18 protein-coding genes are annotated in these 21,575 nt (G+C 46.0%); 17 read left to right on the forward strand and 1 reads right to left on the reverse strand.

Annotated features, from left to right (window positions below; genetic code table 11):
• Nucleotides 1–24: 24 nt before the first annotated feature.
• The 13 genes from ACMXD4_RS15070 (at nucleotide 25) to ACMXD4_RS15130 (ending at nucleotide 15,154) form a co-directional block, all read left to right on the forward strand.
• On the forward strand, nucleotides 25–978 hold the full coding sequence (locus tag ACMXD4_RS15070) for a glycosyltransferase family 2 protein (RefSeq protein ID WP_415878629.1): 954 nt from the start codon (nucleotides 25–27) through the stop codon (nucleotides 976–978).
• Nucleotides 979–1,034: 56 nt separating this feature from the next.
• Complete coding sequence (locus tag ACMXD4_RS15075; RefSeq protein ID WP_415878630.1) at nucleotides 1,035–2,258, forward strand: glycosyltransferase family 4 protein; 1,224 nt, start codon at nucleotides 1,035–1,037, stop codon at nucleotides 2,256–2,258.
• A 20-nt stretch (nucleotides 2,259–2,278) separates the two neighbouring features.
• Nucleotides 2,279–2,851 carry a tetratricopeptide repeat protein gene (locus ACMXD4_RS15080; RefSeq protein WP_033158988.1) on the forward strand — a complete coding sequence of 191 codons (573 nt, stop codon included), beginning with the start codon at nucleotides 2,279–2,281 and terminating at the stop codon, nucleotides 2,849–2,851.
• Between the two features lie 63 nt (nucleotides 2,852–2,914).
• Nucleotides 2,915–3,733, forward strand: coding sequence for an ABC transporter permease (locus tag ACMXD4_RS15085; protein ID WP_033158989.1), 819 nt, complete (start codon nucleotides 2,915–2,917; stop codon nucleotides 3,731–3,733).
• A gap of 43 nt (nucleotides 3,734–3,776) precedes the next feature.
• Complete coding sequence (locus tag ACMXD4_RS15090) at nucleotides 3,777–5,015, forward strand: ABC transporter ATP-binding protein (RefSeq protein WP_415878631.1); 1,239 nt, start codon at nucleotides 3,777–3,779, stop codon at nucleotides 5,013–5,015.
• Between the two features lie 12 nt (nucleotides 5,016–5,027).
• Complete coding sequence (locus tag ACMXD4_RS15095) at nucleotides 5,028–6,020, forward strand: class I SAM-dependent methyltransferase (RefSeq protein WP_415878632.1); 993 nt, start codon at nucleotides 5,028–5,030, stop codon at nucleotides 6,018–6,020.
• Between the two features lie 4 nt (nucleotides 6,021–6,024).
• Nucleotides 6,025–7,038 carry a glycosyltransferase family 2 protein gene (locus ACMXD4_RS15100; RefSeq protein ID WP_319962628.1) on the forward strand — a complete coding sequence of 338 codons (1,014 nt, stop codon included), beginning with the start codon at nucleotides 6,025–6,027 and terminating at the stop codon, nucleotides 7,036–7,038.
• 63 nt (nucleotides 7,039–7,101) lie between these two features.
• Nucleotides 7,102–8,301: a glycosyltransferase gene (locus tag ACMXD4_RS15105; protein ID WP_415878633.1), complete on the forward strand. Its 1,200-nt coding sequence runs from the start codon at nucleotides 7,102–7,104 to the stop codon at nucleotides 8,299–8,301.
• Nucleotides 8,302–8,352: 51 nt separating this feature from the next.
• Nucleotides 8,353–9,750: a glycosyltransferase family 4 protein gene (locus ACMXD4_RS15110; RefSeq protein WP_415878634.1), complete on the forward strand. Its 1,398-nt coding sequence runs from the start codon at nucleotides 8,353–8,355 to the stop codon at nucleotides 9,748–9,750.
• Between the two features lie 30 nt (nucleotides 9,751–9,780).
• Complete coding sequence (locus ACMXD4_RS15115; RefSeq protein WP_415878635.1) at nucleotides 9,781–11,829, forward strand: glycosyltransferase family 2 protein; 2,049 nt, start codon at nucleotides 9,781–9,783, stop codon at nucleotides 11,827–11,829.
• Nucleotides 11,826–13,154, forward strand: a complete 1,329-nt coding sequence (locus tag ACMXD4_RS15120) for a glycosyltransferase family 4 protein (RefSeq protein WP_415878636.1) — start codon at nucleotides 11,826–11,828, stop codon at nucleotides 13,152–13,154. The genes ACMXD4_RS15115 and ACMXD4_RS15120 overlap by 4 nt, the downstream gene beginning before the upstream one ends.
• 123 nt (nucleotides 13,155–13,277) lie before the next feature.
• Nucleotides 13,278–14,183, forward strand: coding sequence for a glycosyltransferase family 2 protein (locus ACMXD4_RS15125; RefSeq protein WP_415880837.1), 906 nt, complete (start codon nucleotides 13,278–13,280; stop codon nucleotides 14,181–14,183).
• A gap of 86 nt (nucleotides 14,184–14,269) precedes the next feature.
• Entirely contained in the window at nucleotides 14,270–15,154 is an 885-nt protein-coding gene (locus tag ACMXD4_RS15130) for an FAD:protein FMN transferase (RefSeq protein ID WP_415880838.1), read from the forward strand.
• A 493-nt stretch (nucleotides 15,155–15,647) separates the two neighbouring features.
• Here the strand turns inward: ACMXD4_RS15130 and ACMXD4_RS15135 are convergent, their stop codons facing one another.
• Complete coding sequence (locus ACMXD4_RS15135) at nucleotides 15,648–16,625, reverse strand: malate dehydrogenase (protein WP_033158994.1); 978 nt, start codon at nucleotides 16,623–16,625, stop codon at nucleotides 15,648–15,650.
• Between the two features lie 207 nt (nucleotides 16,626–16,832).
• Here ACMXD4_RS15135 and ACMXD4_RS15140 point away from each other — a divergent pair, with 207 nt between their 5' ends.
• From ACMXD4_RS15140 to ACMXD4_RS15155, 4 genes are all read left to right on the forward strand, one after another.
• A complete protein-coding gene (locus ACMXD4_RS15140) occupies nucleotides 16,833–17,690 on the forward strand; it encodes an NADP-dependent methylenetetrahydromethanopterin/methylenetetrahydrofolate dehydrogenase (protein ID WP_415878637.1) in 858 nt (285 codons plus the stop codon).
• Nucleotides 17,691–17,707: 17 nt separating this feature from the next.
• On the forward strand, nucleotides 17,708–19,063 hold the full coding sequence (locus tag ACMXD4_RS15145) for a glycerate kinase (RefSeq protein ID WP_171694823.1): 1,356 nt from the start codon (nucleotides 17,708–17,710) through the stop codon (nucleotides 19,061–19,063).
• 24 nt (nucleotides 19,064–19,087) lie between these two features.
• Nucleotides 19,088–20,347, forward strand: a complete 1,260-nt coding sequence (gene glyA, locus ACMXD4_RS15150; RefSeq protein WP_171694822.1) for a serine hydroxymethyltransferase — start codon at nucleotides 19,088–19,090, stop codon at nucleotides 20,345–20,347.
• A 778-nt stretch (nucleotides 20,348–21,125) separates the two neighbouring features.
• A complete protein-coding gene (locus tag ACMXD4_RS15155) occupies nucleotides 21,126–21,254 on the forward strand; it encodes a hypothetical protein (RefSeq protein WP_415878638.1) in 129 nt (42 codons plus the stop codon).
• The last annotated feature ends 321 nt before the right edge of the window (nucleotides 21,255–21,575 follow it).

The raw sequence follows: 21,575 nt of genomic DNA on the forward strand, positions 1-21,575 counted from the left end.
ATCGAAAATTTTGATTAGCCCAAAATGAAAATCAGCGCCGTCATTCCAGCGTATAACAGCGCGACATTCATTCGTGCCGCCATCGAAAGCATCCAGGCGCAAACCAGCAAAGTTGACGAAATCATCGTGGTGGATGATGGCTCCACGGACAACACCGAACAAGTCCTTAAGACGTTTGCCCATACCGTCATTTATCACAAACAAGCCAATCAAGGCCCGTCCGCCGCGCGCAATAAAGGCATAGAATTGGCTAGCGGTGATTGGATTGCATTTCTGGATGCCGATGATCAATGGACTGTGGACAAAACCACCAAGCAAATCCAAGCATTGCAAACCAATCCGGAACTCCACCTGATTGCCGGCGACATGACGGAAATCGACAACGACGACCAACTGCTAACCCAATCGGTGTTAGCCAAACATAAAATGTTGGACTATTTCCAACAGCTGGCCGGAAAACCAATTCCCAACGCCCTTGCTGCGTTAGTGAAAAAAAATTTTATACCGACGGGTACCGTTTTGGTGAAGCGCCAAACCTTGCTTGAAGCAGGCATGTTCAATACCGAGATTCGCTATGGAGAGGACTTGGAGTTGTGGGCAAAAATCGCCACGTTTCACGCAGTAACGTGCCTTCCCGACATTTTGATGCTGCGCCGCCAGCACGGCAACAATGCCACGCAAGCCAGCGAAGGTATGTTAATAGACTTGACCAAGGCGGCTGAGTCTATTCGGAACTTCGCCTCGCCCCAGCTAATTGCCCAAGGCGTTTCGCCAAATAGTTTAGTGGCAGAGGCGCAATGGACGCTTGGCTACTGGTATTTCAGCGGCGGCAATAATGCCAAAGCCAGAGAAGCCTTTAAAAAAAGCCTCTCCCAGGATTTCACACTTAACAATCTACTCTATCTGATTTTCAGTATCTTGCCAGCCAGCTTAATTAATGCGCTACGTGTCATTAAACAAAAATTCGCAAAATCCTGAGTATATGAGAATATTCCTTAACGCTTTCTACGCTGATATTGCCAAACTCTGATTTCATGTCGACCAACAACCTCCCAAAAAGAATTATCTATGTCGAAAACGGAATTGGTTATGGTGGCGCCATTATCTGTTTGAGGCATTTAGTCAGAAATCTTGATCGTGGTCGCTTTCTACCTCTAGTTGTTACAGGACGCAGCGGTCCGCAATATCGGGAGATTGCCGATGAAGCTTTATGGAAACACATCCCGGACCGCCATATAGACATCGTGGCGTGGCGTGCAAAAGCGGAATCGATTCAATGGTTAACGAAGGTGTCTCCCCTGCGGTTTTTCGTCAATCAACTGATAGCCAGAAGCGACGATTTATTTAATTTTTTACCGTTTTTTCTCGACTTGCTTTGGACTGCATGGCGGTTCAAAGCGGACCTGATCCATGCCAATAACGAGCCGCTTTGTAACAGAGCCGCACTCTTGGTAGCAAAGATTTTGCGTATCCCCAGTATTTGCCATGTCCGTGGCAACCCTGACGGACCGCATTCAGCGCGCTGGGCTTATTCCCTACCCGATCATTTTGTGTCCGTCTCCCATTGGGTTGCCAATAGCATGCGTGAAAAATTAGCCGTGCACGACGAGAAAATTAGCGTGGTCTATGATGGAATCGCTTTGGATAAGCTGAACAACCAAGCAGGCGGCTCCTTATTTAGGCAACGATTCGATTTACCTGAAAATATCTTTATCGTAGGTTTAGTAGGCTTACTTATTCCTTGGAAAGGGCAACAACTATTTATCGACGCGGCTAAAATACTGCAAGACCAAATACCCCATTTAAAAATGCTGATTGTCGGTGGAACGCCAGACGATTGCATCCCTTACGAACGAGAGCTTAGAGAACGTGTAAGACAGGAATCGTTGTCGGATACCGTCCACTTTATCGGCCACGTCAGCGACATGATAGAAGCCTACAAAGCGCTGGATATTGTGGTCTCAGCATCCACTAGCCCCGAACCATTAGGTACGGTCGTCATCGAAGCGATGGCGTTAGGCCGGCCATTGATCGTACCAAACCATGGCGGCGGCGCGGAGATGGTTGAAGATAATCAAACCGGACTATTATTTAACAGCGGTGACGCGGAAAGTTTGGCAGCGTCTATCCTTAAGTTTTACCGCTCCAGCGAGTTGATGAATCGGTTAGCCAGTAACGCCCGGGCCAAAGCATTAGCCACCTTCGACGTCCGGCAGCACACAGAAGCGATACAGTCCATATATCAAAAGTTTTTATAAAACAGTATTCAAGCAAATTCATGCGCCAGAAAAAAGTCAGATTACTTCCATTGCTATTTATTGCCTGTATCCGGAATGCGGCAGCCGACTATCCGAAAACCGACGCCGATTACGCCTTCCTGCCACCCTACTGCAAGGCGCGCGCATCCGATCAAAAATCGCCTGACTACCAAAGCTGGAACCGAAAGCTCGGCGACGACTTCATTCATATCCACCACTATTGCGCAGGCTTACACACCATGAATTTAGCCTTCAGAACCCATGACGAGGCAGAAAAACAGTCTAAATACCGCGCGGCAGTGGGAGATCTTCTATATGTACCGGATCACGCCTCGCCTACTTTTAAGTTAATGCCAAAAATATTTTACGATGTCGGTCAAGCCTACCAATTCATGGGTGAAATTGATGAAGCAATTGCCGCCAACTTAAAGAGTATTTCGCTTGATAAAAATAACTCTTTTCCTTATGCCGCCTTGAGCAGTTTGTATCAAAGAAAAAACATGAAAGCAGAAGCTAAAACCATTTTAGAAAAAGGCTTGGAACACAACCCCAACTCGAAAATATTGCTTAAACGCATGAAGAATTTCAAATAATCCCCATCTCTAATTAAAAGCTTAACCGCTACCGATTGGATTATTCAGTTAAAATAAATACCCATGTTACGAATCGCCAAAAACTTATATACCTACAGAGAGCTAATAGCCGCACTCACCTGGAAAAACATCGTTATCCGCTATAAGCAAGCATACCTCGGAATTTTATGGGCTGTATTAAAGCCTATTATGTTAATGCTGGTATTTACCTTGGTTAAGGGTTTTGTGGGCATAGAAACCGGGGGCTTACCTTATCCGCTTATTACGTTTGCAGCACTAATACCTTGGGTATTTTTTCAGGAATCAGTTTCTGAAGGCGTCAATAGCGTAACTTCGAATGCCAATTTGATCAAAAAAATATATTTCCCGCGTGAAGTGTTTCCATTAACCGCGATGGTTACCAAACTAGTGGAATTAGTTATCAGTTTTGCGATATTGGCTGCCATGATGATTTATTATCATGTCATGCCCACTCTCCATGCGGTCTGGATACCGGCTTTCGTGCTATACACGATGATAGTCGCCTTAACAATCAGCTTCTTTGGCGCAGCGATGAATGTATACTACCGCGATATAGCTCAAGCAATACCAATAGCATTATCTTTATTGATGTACGGTTCCCCAGTCATCTATCCGTTGAGCTTGGTACAAAAGAAATTAGTTATCGAACAGGCAGCGGGCGAATGGTCCAATGATTTGTATTTTTTATACACACTTAATCCATTAGTGGGCATTATAGATGGATTTCAAAGTGTTTTAATTAGAGCAACAGAGCCCGATTTAAATGTAATTTATCCGGGGTTAATTTTGATTTTGGTAATACTACCGTTCAGCTATTGGTTTTTTAAGCGCGCGGAAAGTTGGTTCGCCGACGTCATATAAGATTCGGCAAAAAACTTCAAAATTACATCATTAATTAGCATATATGGCCATCATAGAAGTCAACCACCTCACCAAGGAATACCAGCTCGGTCACCTTACCAGTTTGAAGGAAACCGCTTTAAACACCATGAGACGCCTCGCCTTCCAACCGGTTCAAGAGCGCGAGCGTTTCAAAGCGCTTGACGATGTCAATTTTCACATCAATGAAGGTGAAGTGGTCGGCATCATCGGGCATAACGGCGCAGGTAAAAGTACTCTGCTCAAGCACTTGGCCAATATCAGCAAACCCACCAAGGGCGAAGTCATTGTTAAAGGCAGCGTAGCACCGTTGATTGAAGTGGGTGCCGGTGTCAATCCGGAACTAACCGGCCGAGAAAATATTTATCTTAACGGCGCCATCTTGGGTATTCCCAAAAAAATCATTCAACAGAAATTGGATGAAATCATTGATTTCTCCGAGCTGGAACAATTTATTGACACACCGGTTAAACGTTACAGCTCCGGAATGACTGTTAAATTAGGTTTTTCTATTGCGACCAGTATGGAAGCTGATATTCTTATTGTTGATGAAGTATTGTCAGTCGGCGATCTAGCATTTCAAAGAAAGTGTTTTGATCGAATGGAAAACCTTATAAAACACAACAAAAAAACTGTTTTAATTGTCTCACACAATATAAGACAAATAGAAAGACTATGTACAAGAGCTATTTTATTCGATCATGGCAAAATTCAAAGCGATGACACGCCTGAAACAGTATGCGACCTATATTACTCACAAAGTGACACAAAAATAAACAAGCAAATTAAAGAATCTCGCCAACTATCAAAGAACAATCAAATAGGCAGTGGAGAATTTGAACTTATTCGAATGCATTTAACCACGCAAGACGAACAAGAAGTATCATCAATTATTCACAAAGGAAACATTGATGTAGTTATAGAGTTCTTTTTAACTTCACCACTGGAACATATAACTTTTGGATTAGGAGTGCATACTACAGACTTTTTATATCTCACAACACACAATAGTGAAAATGAGATTCCAGAAATGGCGTTAGCGGCAGGAAAACATCAAATTAAATGCACTCTAAAACACATTCCTTTACTACCCGGCATTTATTCCTTAAGGCTTGGAGTTACAGCATCTAAAGTTACACGCACGATTTTTTATTCAGAGAATATTTTGACATTCCAGGTTATGCCAGAATTAGGAAAATCGCAAACCACAACAATGCGGGATGGATTCTTCGCTTTAGATGCCCAATGGATCCCCGTAAATTAATTATTAAAGCACATGAAATCAGCCATTAAATGCCGTATTTGTGACTCAAAAGACAATCATCAACGCTTTATATTAAAGGAAATGATGTTTGGTTCCAACGAAGAATTCGAATACTTCAAATGCTCTCACTGTGGATGCCTTCAAATCACTGATATTCCTAGCAACTTATCTAGATTTTATCCTGATAATTATTATTCCTACCAAAAACCTATTTCAGATAAAACCTCTAAAATTTATACTTGGCTACAAAAACAACGCTGCAAAACGGCGATGTTCGGAAAAGGTGTTAAATTTAATAGAATACTATCGAGATTCATAGACTTACCATATGAATGGTACAAAACAGGACCATTACTCAAAAAGGCGCTATTTAAAAATTTCGACGACGCAATATTGGACATAGGTTGCGGAGAACATTCAAACTGGCTCATTGAAATAAAAAAATTTGGCTTTAAAAATCTAATTGGCATTGATCCATTCATTAAAATGGATAAAGAAGAACAAGGAATAACTTACTACAAAAAAAGCCTATTAGAAATGGAAGGGAAATTTAAATACATCACATTTCATCACTCGCTGGAGCATATACCAGACCAAATATCTCAGCTTGAAGCCGCCAGCAACTTGCTATCACCTGGCGGTATTTGTCTAGTTCGGATACCACTAGTGTCTTCATACGTTTGGGAAAAATATGGTGCTAGCTGGGTGGAATTAGATGCACCAAGACACTTATACCTTCATACAAACAAAAGCATAAAATTACTTGGAGAAAAGGCTGGTTTACGTTTGATTGATACAATCTATGACTCAGATGAATTTGAATTTGCAGCGAGTGAACAATATCAAGTAGGTATTCCGCTTTTTGACGAGCGATCATACCTAGTCAACCCTAAAAACAGCATTTTTTCCAACTCCCAAATGGATGAATTTAGAAAAGAAGCTGAACGTGTAAATAGAGAAGGTTCCGGTGGTAGAGCCGGATTTTATTTCGCTGCTAACAAATAAAAATATGGCATACAACCAACCAAAAGTTGCTATTTTAATATTAAACTGGAATGGAAAAAAAGACACGCTGGAATGTCTTGAATCATTGACATTATTAAAATATAAAAATTATCAAACTGCTGTGATAGATAATGGCTCCAACGATGACTCAGTGGAAGCTATAATGAAACAATATCCGCAAACCACAGTTCTACAGACAAACGCAAATCTAGGCTACGCAGGTGGAAACAATGTTGGAATTAGCTGGGCAATAGATAATAATTTTGATTATATATTTTTATTAAACAATGACACTATTGTCGACCCCTACTTAATTAATTCCCTCATAACCTCAGAACAAAAACAACATAATAAATCAATTCTTGGTGCAAAAATATACTTCTACGACAAGCCAAACACACTATGGTTCGCAGGCGGTCGTTGGCTAAAACAATTCAATCGATTTGAACATATAGGTTATGGCTCAACCGACAACATTAACTTCAACAACTTAAACGAAGTGGACTATATTACTGGTTGCGCACTGTTTGCATCTGCTGCCACATTTAAGGATGTAGGATTATTGGATGAGCAGTTTTTTCTTACTTACGAAGAAACTGATTGGTGCTACCGTGCGCGAAAAAAAGGTTATAAGTGTTTCGTGGTTCCTGATGCAAAGCTGTGGCATAAAGTCTCCTCTTCTTTCGGTGGAGCCGAATCGCCGCTAGTAATTTATTTCATGACTAGAAATAAATTACTCTGGGGAAAAAAACATCTAACTTATCAAGCCATACTCAAACTTCACAAAGATAACTACCACATATTGCGTAATATTTTCTTACCACCCATTACCTTATACAACCCTGAATTACCTTTGATAAAAGGTCTGCTTTGGTCATTATCCACTTGGCTCAAAACAATCAAACTCAATATTTCGAAACCAGCAAATATAGCAACTTTAATTGCAATTCGAGACTATTATTTTAGCAGATTTGGCGACTGTCCTGAGAAAATTAGACAACTAAACATAAAAAAATAAAACCACAATTTTCAATCGCCGTATTTTTTTAAATTTACTCCAGAAGCAACTAACACATTAAAAATGAATATTCTAATAGTAAGCATGTGGTTGCCAATGCCTGACCGAGCATCCGCCGATCTTCGTTTTTATACTTTTTTAAAAATTTTATCGAAGTCGCATCAGATTACCATCTGCCCATTCAATTTAAATGAACAAGTTGAAGAAATTGGAGAAGAAGCAGTTCAAGACTATCTAAATATACTCAAAAACCTTAGCATTCATCTCGGCACTACAGATGTATTAACCACCCTTAGAATCGAAAAATTCGATATTGTTATTTTCGAATATTTTCATTACGTTAATCGCTATATTGATTTTGTTAGATTTTTTCAACCGAAGGCCCGTATTTTAGTTGACTCAGTTGACATTACGTATAACCGATTCTTTTCGAAGGCCAACTTAACTAAAGACTCCGCTGATTTTAAATACGCTGAAACTATAAAAAATCAAGAACTTTCAGCCTACGCCAGAGCGGATATGACTATTACTGTAACAATTGATGATGATTTACTGCTTAAAAAAGATATTTCCAATATAAAAACCTGTATTTTGCCTAATATCCATAAGATTCCTGAACGGCTCTCGCGCACTCCACCTTATACCAAATTATTATTTGTTGGCGCTTTCAAACACGAACCGAATATTGATGCCATTCATTATTTCTGCAAAGAAATTTTTCCAAAAATATTAGAAGTCAATCCTAATTTCCAATTGGAGGTAGTCGGGCCAAACCCACCAGAGTCGGTTCTCGAACTACAATCTGAAAATATTTTTATTCGTGGATTTATTGAAGATCTGGAAGAACATTACCGTAACGCTCACATATCTATCGCCCCACTACGTTTTGGCGGAGGAATGAAGGGTAAAATAGGTGAAGCGTTGAGTTACGGTATACCAGTAGTGACCACCCAAATAGGTGCTGAGGGATTTGGGCTAACTAACAATGAAAATATTTTAGTCGCAGAAACCTCAAATCAATTTGCGGAACTTGTCTTAAAAGTTAGCAGAAATGAACAGCTTTACGAAAAGCTGTCAATCAATGGGTATAACTTCATTAAAGACAAATATTCCGAAGATGCAACCAACAAAAGAATTACAGAGATAATAGACTCTATCCCGCTAATTACACCAAAAAAACTAAGCGTTATTACGAGGATAAAAATGTTTGTAAAATTCAGTTACAACCGACATTTTGGTTGGCGGCTAAACAGTACTAAATGAATTTAATTTGATCATACTCCGACACTTTTCGTGATTCGACCAACCCCCAAAATGATTACGCCGTACAAACCCAAAAGAATTCTATTTGTACAACACGGTGCGACCGTGATGGGCGGCGTCGAGCGACTGTTGTTACAAATCTCGGGGTCCTACCGGGACAGGGGTATTGAATCCATCGTAGTATTGCCCGAAGACGGGGAGCTAGTAACCCGTTTAAATGCTATCGGCATAAAAACCTATATTATCCCGAGCATTTTATTCCCTGGCTCAAACAACGCCGGCATCAATCTATACCTTGCAGGTACTATCGAACGAGCACAAGCGGTATTACAGATCATTAAAGACGAAGCAATCGATATAGTTCATACCAATACTGTCTACCCATTCGATGGCGCTTTAGCGGCAAAAATGGCCAATATTCCGCATATCTGGCATGTACATAGTAATTTCGATATCGATACCACTCCTACGCTGCTAAAGGCCTACAACTTATCCGATCAAGCGATTAGAGCGCTTTACGCCGCTCTTTGCGATACTTTGGTAGGGGTGAGTAGCCGTACTTTGAAATTTTTTGAAGGAGACCCCAGGATTTCCTCGCGTGTCATTTTGAACGCGCTCAAGATAGACGAGTTTGATCATAAAACCTTATCCCAAAGCGGCGAACCAAACTTACGCGATTTATTAAAAATTAATACTAATGACCCGATAGTCGGCTTCGTTGGCAGGATATGCGATCAGAAAGAGCCTTTAACATTTGTGCGAGCGGCCAAACTTATTTCCGAAAAAAATCCGGAGGCGCATTTTGTAATCATTGGCCCCCCAGATGATAAAACTCTAAAAAAGCTAGTCGAAGACGAAATTTGCCGTTCTCGTAATCCAAGCCATTTCCATTTCCTAGGCGAAAGAGAGGACGTTCCTGCCCTGTTGCCGCAACTCAGCGTCATACTCATCACATCGATATTCGAGGGACTTGCCGGCGTCTGCCTTGAGGCCCTTGCAGCACGCTGTCCTACCGTGTCAACACGTTGTGGAGGTTCTGAGGACGTAATTGTGGATGGTGAAAACGGTTTTTTGGTCGATATAGGGGATTATGAAGCTATAGCGCAACAGGCTTTGAGAATTATTGAAGATCCTGAGCTCTCTAATAATTTAAAGATTTCCGGAAGAAAAATAGTTGAAAAAAACTTTTCCTGGGAATGCTTTATCGATAATTTTATAGCTTTATATTCTGAATTACTGAAAAAAAACAATGATCGGCAAAAATCCGACCCGGCCTTGGAGCTCTGCTTTCATCTTATCGCGCAAAATGCTGCGCTAAACTTAAAGCTCGAAGCCCACAATTCCAGACTTATTGAATTGGAAGGTTTTTTTGAGCGACTGCAAAACAGTAATGTATACCGCCTCACCAAGTATATTTATAAAATACTTGGCGGGCATGTAAGGTCATAAAAACCAATCATGCATATTAGGCCAAACGAAATGGTGCCGCCATCCATCAGCGTCATCATGGCCGTTTACAATACTCAACGGTATTTAACGGAAGCCATTCAGAGTATTCTGTCGCAATCTTTTACGGACTTTGAATTGGTGATCGTCGATGACGGGAGCACCGATGGCAGCCCGGAGATTTTGAAAAATCTCGCCCAACAAGATTCGCGCGTTAAACTCATCACTCAAGTCAATGCCGGCATAGGTGCAGCAACCCAAAGAGGCATTACCGAAAGCCAAGGTGAATATATCGCCATTATGGACTCCGACGATATTTCCCTCCCCGATCGACTAAAGCTACAGAAACAGTTCCTCGATCAGCATCCAGACATTGACGCGGTCGGTAGCCAATGGCGAATGCTGCACGCCGACGGTCGAGATATTGGTATCGATACGCACCCTATTGATTCAGATAGAATTTCGGTGTTGATGTACGCTTTTTTTTCGCTGCATCATCCCACCACGATGATTAGACGACACGCATTGGAAAAAGTGGGTGGCTACTCCGTAGACCGCAGTTGTCTGGTACCCGACTACGACGTATTTATGCGCATGCAATTGGCGGGATGCCGGTTCGCGAATCTGCCGGAAATTCTGTTCATCTGGCGCTTAAATCCAGCCAGTACTACACACCACAAAGCGCGAGCACAGTGTGCTTCGGTAGCGAAGGTTCGCGATGCGGGATTTAAACGACTGCTATTGAACGATCCTCTGCAAGCTGCAGACACCGCAAAAACGGTTATTTGTACTTTTCCAACCGGCACATGGCAAGACGAAAGAATCAAACAACTATTACCCGAGCAGGGACCGTCATTGTTGTATCGCACCTGGCGGAATCTGCCAGACGCTACCTCGGGAGACCGTCTTAACAAGGCGCTGGTCTTGTGGCTGGAAAAGCCGGAGCTCTATTGCGAAAACTTGCGCGAACAACTGCTCGCCAACGACAAGCCTTGGTTGGCGGCATTACTCAATGCCTACCGCGGCATCGAAAACCTAGACCTAGCCCTGAATCCCGATACGCTGGCGATTATCCCCTGCAATCAGATAGCGGTAAGTTTATTCGTTACCTATAACCAAGCTGGCGAAGATTTCAATCAACGTCTGCAACAAGCCTTCGCCTTGAAGGCTCAGGCCAAGTTTTCGATAGAAATTATTGTAGTTTCGGTCAAACCAGAACTTAGCCTGAAACCTTTTATCCCGTTACTTGCCACTCATGATTGTATTTTCGATGAAAACGGCCTTGCGTGGCACACGGCATTGCATAGGGCTAAAGGTGCTTATTTTGCATATTTGGAAGACAATTTTAGATTCAATATCGATGTAATATTGAAAATCCTGGCTAGTCACATCCAGCACAAAACATCTATTTCATTTATGCCGGATACTCGCTACTTTAGCGAAGCATGCGATGAAAAAGGTCAACCGGCTCTAGATAATCAATTCCATCCAGTTTGGACACGTAGCACTCTACTTGGAAAAAATCGCGTTCAGTCTAGTCACTTTATTCATCATCGCTCTTTATTAGACAACTTAAAAGGCAATTTAGCAGAGCTGGGGGTGGCAACAGGGCGATACTTGGGTAGATACTTGGCAATTAGAAACGAATTTAACATTATTGATGGAGCTGTTAGCTATTTTATGCCAGGAATAATTTTAAACGCCAACCCATTGCCTTTATTTCAACAAACTGTTGGCGATTGGTATCTGGATTATGGCATGACAAACTTTCCTGATCTTGTATTCCATGACAACTTGTCAAAATCTGAAATTGCACATTATGCTCAAACCCTTTCAACAGCTTGGCTCAACAAAAATTTATATATATACCAAGGTAATATATCGGTACTGGAAAGCTTCTACCTCAATCGTGTCAATTTAGCGATCAGGATACCATTATTTAGATATTTACTCGCACACAATAAGAAAACTTATTTACTCGCCTTCTGGCGGAAGAAGGATTATCTAAATGCAACTTTGGCTTTATTTTATTGTGTTTATCAGACCATAGCTGTTCGTTTGTTTTCTCCGTATAAAAAATGAAAACTCTACATATTTTCCATAATAGTGATTTAAAAAACGGGGTTGACAAAACCACCTGCACCTTGATGGTCGCATTAAAAAAACTAGGCATCGAACCTATCGCGGTGGTGCCCAAAGCTGGCAATGTCACGGAATATTTACAGTCTCAAGCGATTCGTTACTGGCTGGTCCCATATTCCTGCTGCGTAAGCCGAACAGAACGGGCGCAATTTAAGTTTTACGGAGATTCTTTTGCACAATTAGACAATTTAATTACGTTGATACAGCAGGAAAACCCTGACATTATTCATATTAACACCGGTCATTTACTGCATGCCGGTATTGCCGCCGCTCGTCAAAGAATACCGGCCATTTGGCACATTCATGCACCGTTTGCGGAAGATTTGTCCCGTTATGAATCCAGCATTGGCACCGGCGGCTATATTCACCTTTTAAAACAATTGAGCAGCCGCATCATCGGCGTATCAGACGACGTTGCTAAATCGCTATCGGAATATTTACCCGCTGACCGAATAAAAACCCTCTACAACGGCATCGATATAGAAGATTTGCGTAGTTCTGCCAAGTCATCTTCAACCGATATACGCGCAGAATTGGGCCTTTCCGCAGACGCAAAATTGGTAATCGGCGTGGGCCGCATCTCTGCGCAAAAGGACTTTGCTGCCTTTGCCAGGGTAGCCGCCAAGGTCGTTACGTTTAAATCGGATTGTTATTTCCTTATCGCCGGCCCAAAACAGGAACCGGAAGCTGTCCGCCTGTTGGAAGACGAATTAGAGCGTGGCCAATTAAACAACAAGTTACATATACTCGGACCGCGAGATGACATTGCCGCCCTGCTGGCACAAAGCACTATATTTCTCTCCACGGCAATTTTTGAAGGCCAGGGTATTGCCGCGCTGGAGGCAATGGCTGTGGGTACGCCAGCGGTCGCAATGGCGTGTTCGGGTCTACGGGAGTGCATCGTTAACGAACACGACGGCATTTTAGTAGATCCGGGCGATGAAAATTCCGCCGCCACGGCCATTTTGCGCCTGCTGGACGACCCGGAATTGGCTCAAAAACTCACCGCCAACGCCCGTATCTCCGTCGCTGAAAAATTTTCCAGCCAAAAATACGCTAAGCAATTTTTGAACATCGCCAACGCTGCGCTGGCCTACGGCCCGGCGGCGATTTCTGATCAAGAACTTGATCTGCTATCGGGATTATTGGGACAAATCAATAATGCCCATCTGCGTTTGCTAGGCTTTGAACAGCAAACCTTAAATCAACGTATAAAAGGCATTCTCTGGGAGTGGCGCCAACAGCTAAAGGCAATATTCCAATAAAAGCTCGAATTGCCACAATTTGATTTAAAATAAATTTCGCACAATCAACGGCCTGATTCAGGCGAATCCAGTATGCGACAAACTACTGATATATCTCAAGCTAAACCACTCATTTCCGTGATTATGCCTTGCTATAACTCGGCACATATCATTGAAAAAACCATCGGCAATCTGTATCAACAAACTTTCAAGAATTTCGAATTGATAGTCGTTGACGACGGTTCATCGGATAACTCGCTAGAGGTTTTGCAGACAATAACAACGCTGTATCAAAATATATTAGTTATTTCCCAACAGAATAAAGGCCCCGGCCCTGCGCGCAATCGCGGATTGGAAGCCGCATCAGGAGAATTTATCGCCTTTCTGGACTCCGACGACAGTTGGCACCCTGAGTTTCTGGCAAAGCTTCATCATAAGCTTGAAGAAAAACCGGATAGCGTACTCGCATACTGCGGCTGGCAAAATATTGGTCTGAGCGCAGAAAAATCCCAACCTTATATTCCGCCTGATTACGAAGAAAATGATAAGTTTGCCGTTTTGTTGCGCAGTTGCCCTTGGCCAATTCACGCCGCATTGACGCGCAAATTTGCCATCGATCAAGTTGGAGGTTTTAACGAACACTGGCTAACCGCTGAAGATTTCGATATGTGGATCAGAATTGCAATGTTTGCCCATATTGTCCGCGTTCCTGAAGTATTGGCTTATTATCACCATCAACAAGGCGAACAAATTTCCAGCAACCGACTTAGGGCCATACTAAATCATTGGGGCGTGCAAAAAGGCTTGCTGCGAGACTTTCCCGTAATATCGCAAACGCTGGGTGAAGCTAAAACCGATCTTTTGACAAAAGGCCAGTTATTGCAAAGAGCTTATGAGTTTTATTGGAAAAACGATTTACCTAGCGCGCATCATTTATTTAGAAAAACCTTGGGTTTGGGGTATTTTGGTATGAAGGACTTAAAATATATTCTACCCAGTTTACTGCCTCTAGCGCTTTACCTGGTTCTAATAAAAAAAATACGGAGTTAATATTCCATCAGCCACGCTTATCACTTTAAAACCGACAAAGATTAATCGTGAGCCCAACATCCTTATTTCGCTTCCCATTCCAGGCTATGGGTACTCAATGCGAAATCCAATTGATTGCCACGGAGCATAAACAGGCCAAGCGTATTGCCGATATAGTAACAGCCGACGTGCAACGCTTGGAGGGCTTGTATTCGCGGTATAAACCCGACAGCCTGCTTTCAAGAATCAATCAAGTCGCAGCCATGGGAGGCCGCATTACCGTGGATGAGGAAACGGCTGGCTTACTGAATTATGCTGCAACCTGTCATCAACAAAGCGACGGCCTGTTCGACATCACGTCCGGAATTTTACGGCAGGCTTGGCGTTTCGAATCCGGCCAGTTGCCGGATGAACAACTAATTAAAACACTATTGAAAAAAGTTGGATGGGACAAACTACGCTGGCAGGCGCCGCTATTAGAGTTCCCATTGGCCGGCATGGAGCTGGATTTTGGCGGTATCGTCAAAGAATATGCCGTAGACCGGGCTGCGCGAATTGCGTGGAATGCCGGCGCCCGCCACGGCTTTATCAATCTGGGCGGCGACATCAAACTGATAGGCCCACGTCCGGACGGCACTGCCTGGCGAGTGGGTATCCATCACCCCCGCCAAAGGCAGGCATTAGCAAGTACTTTGACGCTACATAGCGGCGCTGTCGCCAGCAGCGGGGACTATGAGCGCTGCATTATCGTCAACGGCCAGCGCTACGGACACATCCTCAATCCGAAAACAGGCTGGCCGGTTCGGCATTTGGCATCTGTCAGTGTCGTCGGCGAATTCTGCGTAGTGGCCGGCAGCGCGTCAACCATCGCCATGCTCAAGGAAGAACAAGGCCCAAGCTGGCTGGAACAGTTGGCATTGCCGTACTTATGGATAGACGTACACGGCAATTCCGGAGGTTCGTTAGCCGTTGCAGACCCAGCAACCCGCTGAGTTTTATCCGTTACCGATACGGTGCCAATTCAATATACCCAAAAATACGGCATATCCCTTGCCATTGCGGCATAAGCCTTAAAACCGGTAGTTTGGCAGCACTCATACCCTCGTGCACGCCCCGCCGAACGGGAATTCATAATTGGCACACCTATTGCTTTATCTAAAAAATAATAAAGCACTGTTTTGTTGCCTGCCCCACCCAAACAATTTCCGGGGTATCAATTAAAGCCCCCGACCCATTCAAGATTTTAAGGACGCGCTAAAAAACTCTCTCGCTGGATGAGGGATGGAGCGCTTTTTACCAGTCGTTAACAAGCTGCCACGGATGGCGGCGCCTTACGAATCGGCTAGCCGAGAGACCCGCCGACGTAAACACAAGATAACATCAGCAACAAATAATGGAGCGGTAGTTATTACGCCATACCGCGATAGTGATGCTCGATAAGCCCAGCCGCGCGGAATAGCCGCAGAGCTCCCGCATTCGGACAATTTAGAGTAAATGTTTGATGGCTTGTCGCTCTTCTTTTAACTCTACTTCGTTTTGACGCAATCTTGCCAAGCTGAACTCGTTAAGATCCAAGCCCTTAACGATGCCGATCTGCCCATCCACCACCGTCACCGGGAAGGAATAAACCAATCCTTCCGCAACACCATAGCTACCATCGGATGCGACCGCCATACTCACCCAGTCCCCCGGATCGGTACCGAAGGCCCAAACCCGCATATGCTCAATCGCCGCATGCGCCGCAGACGCCGCGCTGGACTGGCCGCGTACTTTGATAATTTCCGTACCTCGGTACTGCACAGTGGGGATAAATTCATCAACAAACCAGGATTGCTCGACCAAAGAGAATACATCCATGCCCTTGACCTTGGCATGATGTAAATCAGGATATTGAGTGCAGGAATGGTTACCCCAAACCGCCACGTTTTTCACGTCTCTGCTCAGCACCCCGCATTTCTCGGCCACCTGACTTATCGCACGTTTATGATCGAGCATGGTCATCGCCGTAAAACACTCCGGCGCTAAATCCGGAGCGTTATGAATAGCGATTAGAGCATTAGTATTGGCCGGGTTGCCGGTCACTAAAACCTTGACATTCCGGTTGGCTACTTCATTCAGCGCCCGGCCTTGGGTGATAAAAATCTGCGCGTTATCCAATAACAAATCGCTACGCAGCATCCCCGGTCCGCGCGGTTTTGCCCCTACCAAAAAGGCGTAATCGACGTTATCGAATGCCACTTTCGGATCGTCGGTAATGATGATTTTGTTGATCAACGGAAACGCGCAATCGTTCAACTCCATCACCACGCCTTGTAACTGCTTCATAGCCGGTGGAATTTCCAACAGACGCAGCACGATAGGCTGATCCGGCCCCAGCAATTCGCCAGACGCCAAATGAAATAGCAAGGAGTAACTAATCTGACCAGCTGCACCTGTTACAGCAATATCCACGGGCGTTTTCATCTGCGTTCCTCTTTATTGATTGGATTCTTCCACACCCGACCCAACGGCAGGCTTTTCCAATATGACATAAAGTTTTTGAGCAAACAATCACTAATTCCTGCCTGCCAAAACCCGCTTGGATTCTGCGGCGAGGTAAATATTATTCTGTATAATGCCGGCGGCTAACCTTCTCCCACCGGGCCACCACTATTCATATCAGGTAGCTTAATGAAAAAATTGTTATTCCAGTTCGACACCGACACCCATCCCTCGGCTTTCGATACCGTAGTCGCTTACGACGGCGGCGCGGACCATGTCATTGGTTACGGCAACATTACCCCCGATAACGTCGGAGGCCTGGTCGACGGTACGATCTTCACTCGCGCCCCCAAAGACAAAAAAAACACGGCGATTTTTATCGGCGGCAGCAATATCGAGGCCGGCCAGCGTTTACTGATAGCGGTGCAAAAACATTTTTTCCCCGGGTTTCAAGTCTCGGTGATGCTGGACAGTAACGGCAGCAACACTACAGCCGCCGCCGCCGTCGCCAAACTGAGCAGCAGCGCAAGCCTGGCCGGCAAAAAAGCGGTGGTATTAGCTGGTACAGGTCCGGTCGGTCAACGTGCGGCGGCAATGATGGCGCTGGAAGGCGCGCATGTCAGTATCACGTCCCGACACATATTTAACGCGGAAAAAGCCTGCTTCGCGATGAAGGAGCGTTTCGGCGTAGATCTGACACCCTTAGAAGCCGCCGATTACGACTGTCGCGCAGCCGCCATCCAAGACGCCAACGTCGTATTAGCGACCGGTGCTGCCGGTGTCCAATTATTAAAGCCGGAACATTGGCAAAACAATCCAAATTTGCAATTGTTGGCGGACGCCAACGCCACGCCGCCTGTCGGCATTGGCGGCACGGACGTACTGGATAGAGGCGAACAGCGACACGGCAAAATCGTCTGGGGCGCCATCGGCTTCGGCGCGCTAAAACTAGCCTTACACCGCGCCTGTATCACCAAGCTATTTGAAAGCAATAAGCAGGTGTTCGACGCGGAAATCATCTTTGCACTCGCTAAAGCCATGGCTTAAGGTTCTGCCGGATCGATATGTCCGCAGTCCAGCCAAGTTATCGTGAACACGCAGCCGCCATTTTTCGCGCCGGCGTTGCGGCGGCTGATCCGTATCTTGCCGTAAAACGTTTTCTCAGAGCCGATAGCGAACTGCTGCATATGGGTTCGGAACAAACCGGCTACCGCAGCGGCGACTGGCGACGCATTCATTTAATTTCATTCGGTAAAGCTGCTTGCGCAATGGCCGATGCGGCACAAACGATAATTCCCGAGTCTTGGCTTGTCGCTAAAGGCATTGTCGTAACCAATTACGACAACATTGATGTCGTCGAAAATTGTCAGGTATTCGGCGCCGGCCATCCGCTACCGGACGCTGCTGGGTTGCATGCGGCAAAAACCATCGCCACCCGCCTGAGCGACACGAATCCCGGCGAGTTGGTATTAGTGTTGATTTCCGGCGGCGGCTCGGCATTGCTGCCCTACCCGGTCGCCGACATCAATTTGGCGGATAAAATCGCCACCACCCGTCTATTACTGGCCTCCGGCGCAACCATCAATCAGATCAATTGCGTCCGTAAACATCTGTCTCAACTCAAAGGCGGCGGCTTAGCCAGGCTTGCCGCGCCCGCCGATTTGCATGCACTGATTCTATCCGACGTACTGGATAACGATTTAAGCGCCATCGCCAGTGGCCCCACCGTGCCCGACGACACCACTTTCACAGACGCCGTCGCAGTATTGGAATCGTTCGGCATATGGCAGAAAATACCATCCAGCGTGCAAAACTATTTGCAACAAGGCGCTCAAGGCTTGCAAATCGAAACGCCTAAAGACAGTGACCCGCTCTTCCGGCAGACGAGCCACCATTTGCTTGGCAGCAATGCCATTAGCGTTGACGCTGCAATCGACAAAGCACGCAAATTGGGCTATGACACCCAGCTTTACAGCAAACAGTTGAGCGGCGAAGCGCGCTTGGTTGCCGAGCAAATAGCACTGCATGCACTATCCGCAGCAGCCGGCATGACGCAACCAACAGCCTTGATCGCCGGCGGCGAAACCACTGTGACCTTAAAGGGAAATGGCAAGGGCGGCCGCAATCAGGAAATGGCTCTTGCCTTCGCGTTGGCCGCCGAAAAATACGGGCTGAACGGCGCTTGGACCTTTCTCAGCGGCGGTACTGATGGCCGCGACGGCCCTACCGATGCCGCCGGCGGCATCGTCGATGACGGCACTTTGCCACGCATCCGCGCCGCCGGACTCGACCCAGCGGCCCTGCTCGACGATAATGACTCATACCCTGCCTTGCAAGCGGCGAACGATTTACTGCTCAGCGGCGCAACCGGCACCAATGTCGCCGACCTGCAAGTCCTGCTGCTGCATCCCCACGAATAACCCGAACTTACTTTAGGAGACCCCATGTTTAGCGAATCGATGACCATCAAAGGCTTTGACGACGAACTATTTCAAGCGATGGAACAAGAACGCCAACGCCAGGAAGACCATATCGAACTGATCGCCTCGGAAAACTATGCCAGCCCCCGAGTTTTGGAAGCCCAGGGCACGGTGCTGACCAACAAATACGCCGAAGGCTATCCAGAAAAACGCTACTACGGCGGCTGCGAATACGTCGATGTCGTTGAGCAATTGGCGATCGACCGCGCCAAAGAATTGTTCGGCGCCGATTACGCCAACGTGCAAGCTCACTCCGGTTCACAAGCCAATATGGCAGTGTTCATGTCCTTAATTCAACCCGGCGACACCATCCTGGGCTTGAGCCTCGCCGACGGCGGCCATTTGACTCACGGCGCCAAACCCAATTTCTCCGGCAAAATCTACAACGCCATCCAGTATGGCCTGAACAAAGACACCGGTGAAATCGATTATGAACAGGTCGAAGCGCTGGCCTTGGAACACAAACCGAAACTGATCATTGCCGGCTTCTCGGCGTATTCGCGCATTTGGGACTGGCAACGTTTTCGCGACATCGCCGATAAAGTCGGCGCTTACTTCGTTGTAGACATGGCCCATGTCGCCGGCCTAGTCGCAGCGGGTTTATATCCCAATCCGGTGCCGATTGCGGACGTGGTCACCAGCACCACCCACAAATCCCTGCGTGGCCCACGCGGCGGCTTGATTTTGTGCAAAAGCAATCCGGACCTGGAAAAAAAGATCAACTCCAACATCTTCCCCGGCATCCAGGGTGGTCCGCTGATGCACGTGATCGCCGCCAAAGCCGTAGCGTTTAAAGAAGCCCTGACCCCGGAATTTAAAACGTATCAGCAGCAAGTCGTGAAAAACGCCCAAGCCATGGCGGAGGTTTTTATCAAACGCGGTTTTGATGTGGTTTCCGGCGGTACCGACAACCATTTGATGTTGGTCTCGCTCATCCCTAAAGGCATCACCGGCAAAGCCGCCGACGCCGCATTAGGCCGGGCCCACATCACCGTCAACAAAAACGCGGTACCCAACGACCCACAGTCACCCTTCGTCACCAGCGGCATCCGCGTCGGCACCCCTGCCCCCACCTCGCGCGGCTTCAAGGAAGACGAAGTTCGCCAAGTGGCGGAATGGATGTGCGATGTGATGGATAACCTGGAAGACGAGAGTGTGATTGATGCGGTTAGGGAGAAGGTGCATTTGTTGTGTGCTAGGTTTCCGGTTTATTCAGCCGGATAAGATTTAGCTGGAACGGATAGCCTCCGCAAGCTTGGTATTGTGTCGCTATCGCGACGGTTTAATTTAATGTCGGGTCTCGGCCCGACAGCCGAGATACTTTCTTTTGCGTGGCCAAAAGAAAGTATCCAAAGAAAAGGCCACCCGGACGCCGCTTATTCCCTGCGCTCCTCGCTTTTGAACGGGGTTGCCGAAAGGGGCTTCCTGCCCCTTCGGCAACGCGATGCATCCCTGCATCGCCCCTAACGGGCCAATCCGTTCAAAAACTCCGGTGCTCGGCGCGGCATACGGGAAGAAAACCATCCACGTGAAGGATGGGCACTAAATTCCGTGCCCACCCGGGCTACTTGCGCCTTGTACCCGCGAAAAAAGCCGGAAAACAGCCGTTTAGCGCTTGAATCGACAAATTAATTACTTGGTTTTCTTGGAGATGTAGCGAGCAGCGACTAAAGCAACAATTACGACTATCGCTGAAGCAAACCCAGCAAACAGAAATGACTTTTGTGGACTTGTGTCAAATTCAGAAATAGATAGCACAATAAGAGTCGTTGCCACTCCGAGCGCCATGATGGATACAGCAATGCCAGACCACAATTCATGACGATCCGCACATTGCTCACAGTAAATATACCTTCCACCTCGGTGATGACAGATGCTTCGATATTCAGTCATTGAGAGGGGGTGTCCGCATGAATAACATTCCTGTCGAATATTTCTGGCCTTTCCACGTAAGTCGCGGAATATATGTATAAGCAATGCCAATATAACTGGCGAGATCAGAATGAAAAAAAAGATAAAAAATCCCATAAAACAAGTAGCCTGGATGAAGCAAAGCGGAATCCGGGAAATCGAAGCCATCAAAACCTCGATTTCGTTTCACTCCATCGAAGCTACGTTGTTGACATCCTAAGCAAGGCCGTAAGTTGAAATTGGTAGGGCGTCAATAGGCGTAGCCGTATTGCGCCGTATGTTGGCCTTTAATCATTCGGCGCATTACGCTATCGCTAATGCGCCCTACATAATTTCGTAAACAATAAGCTGCGGAATTGGGGCGGGGGGCCTCCCGTATACCGCGCCGAGCACCGGAGATTTTATCGAGAACGGCCCGAAGGGGCAGCGCATGGATGCGCTGCGTCGGCGGAGGGGCTGGGAAGCCCCTTCTGTCGACCCTCGATAAAAGCTTCGGCGCGCAGGATTAAAGCGGCATCCGGGTGGCGTTTCTTTTGGTGAC

The organism is Methylomonas sp. TEB (assembly GCF_047777895.1).
Taxonomy (GTDB): domain Bacteria; phylum Pseudomonadota; class Gammaproteobacteria; order Methylococcales; family Methylomonadaceae; genus Methylomonas.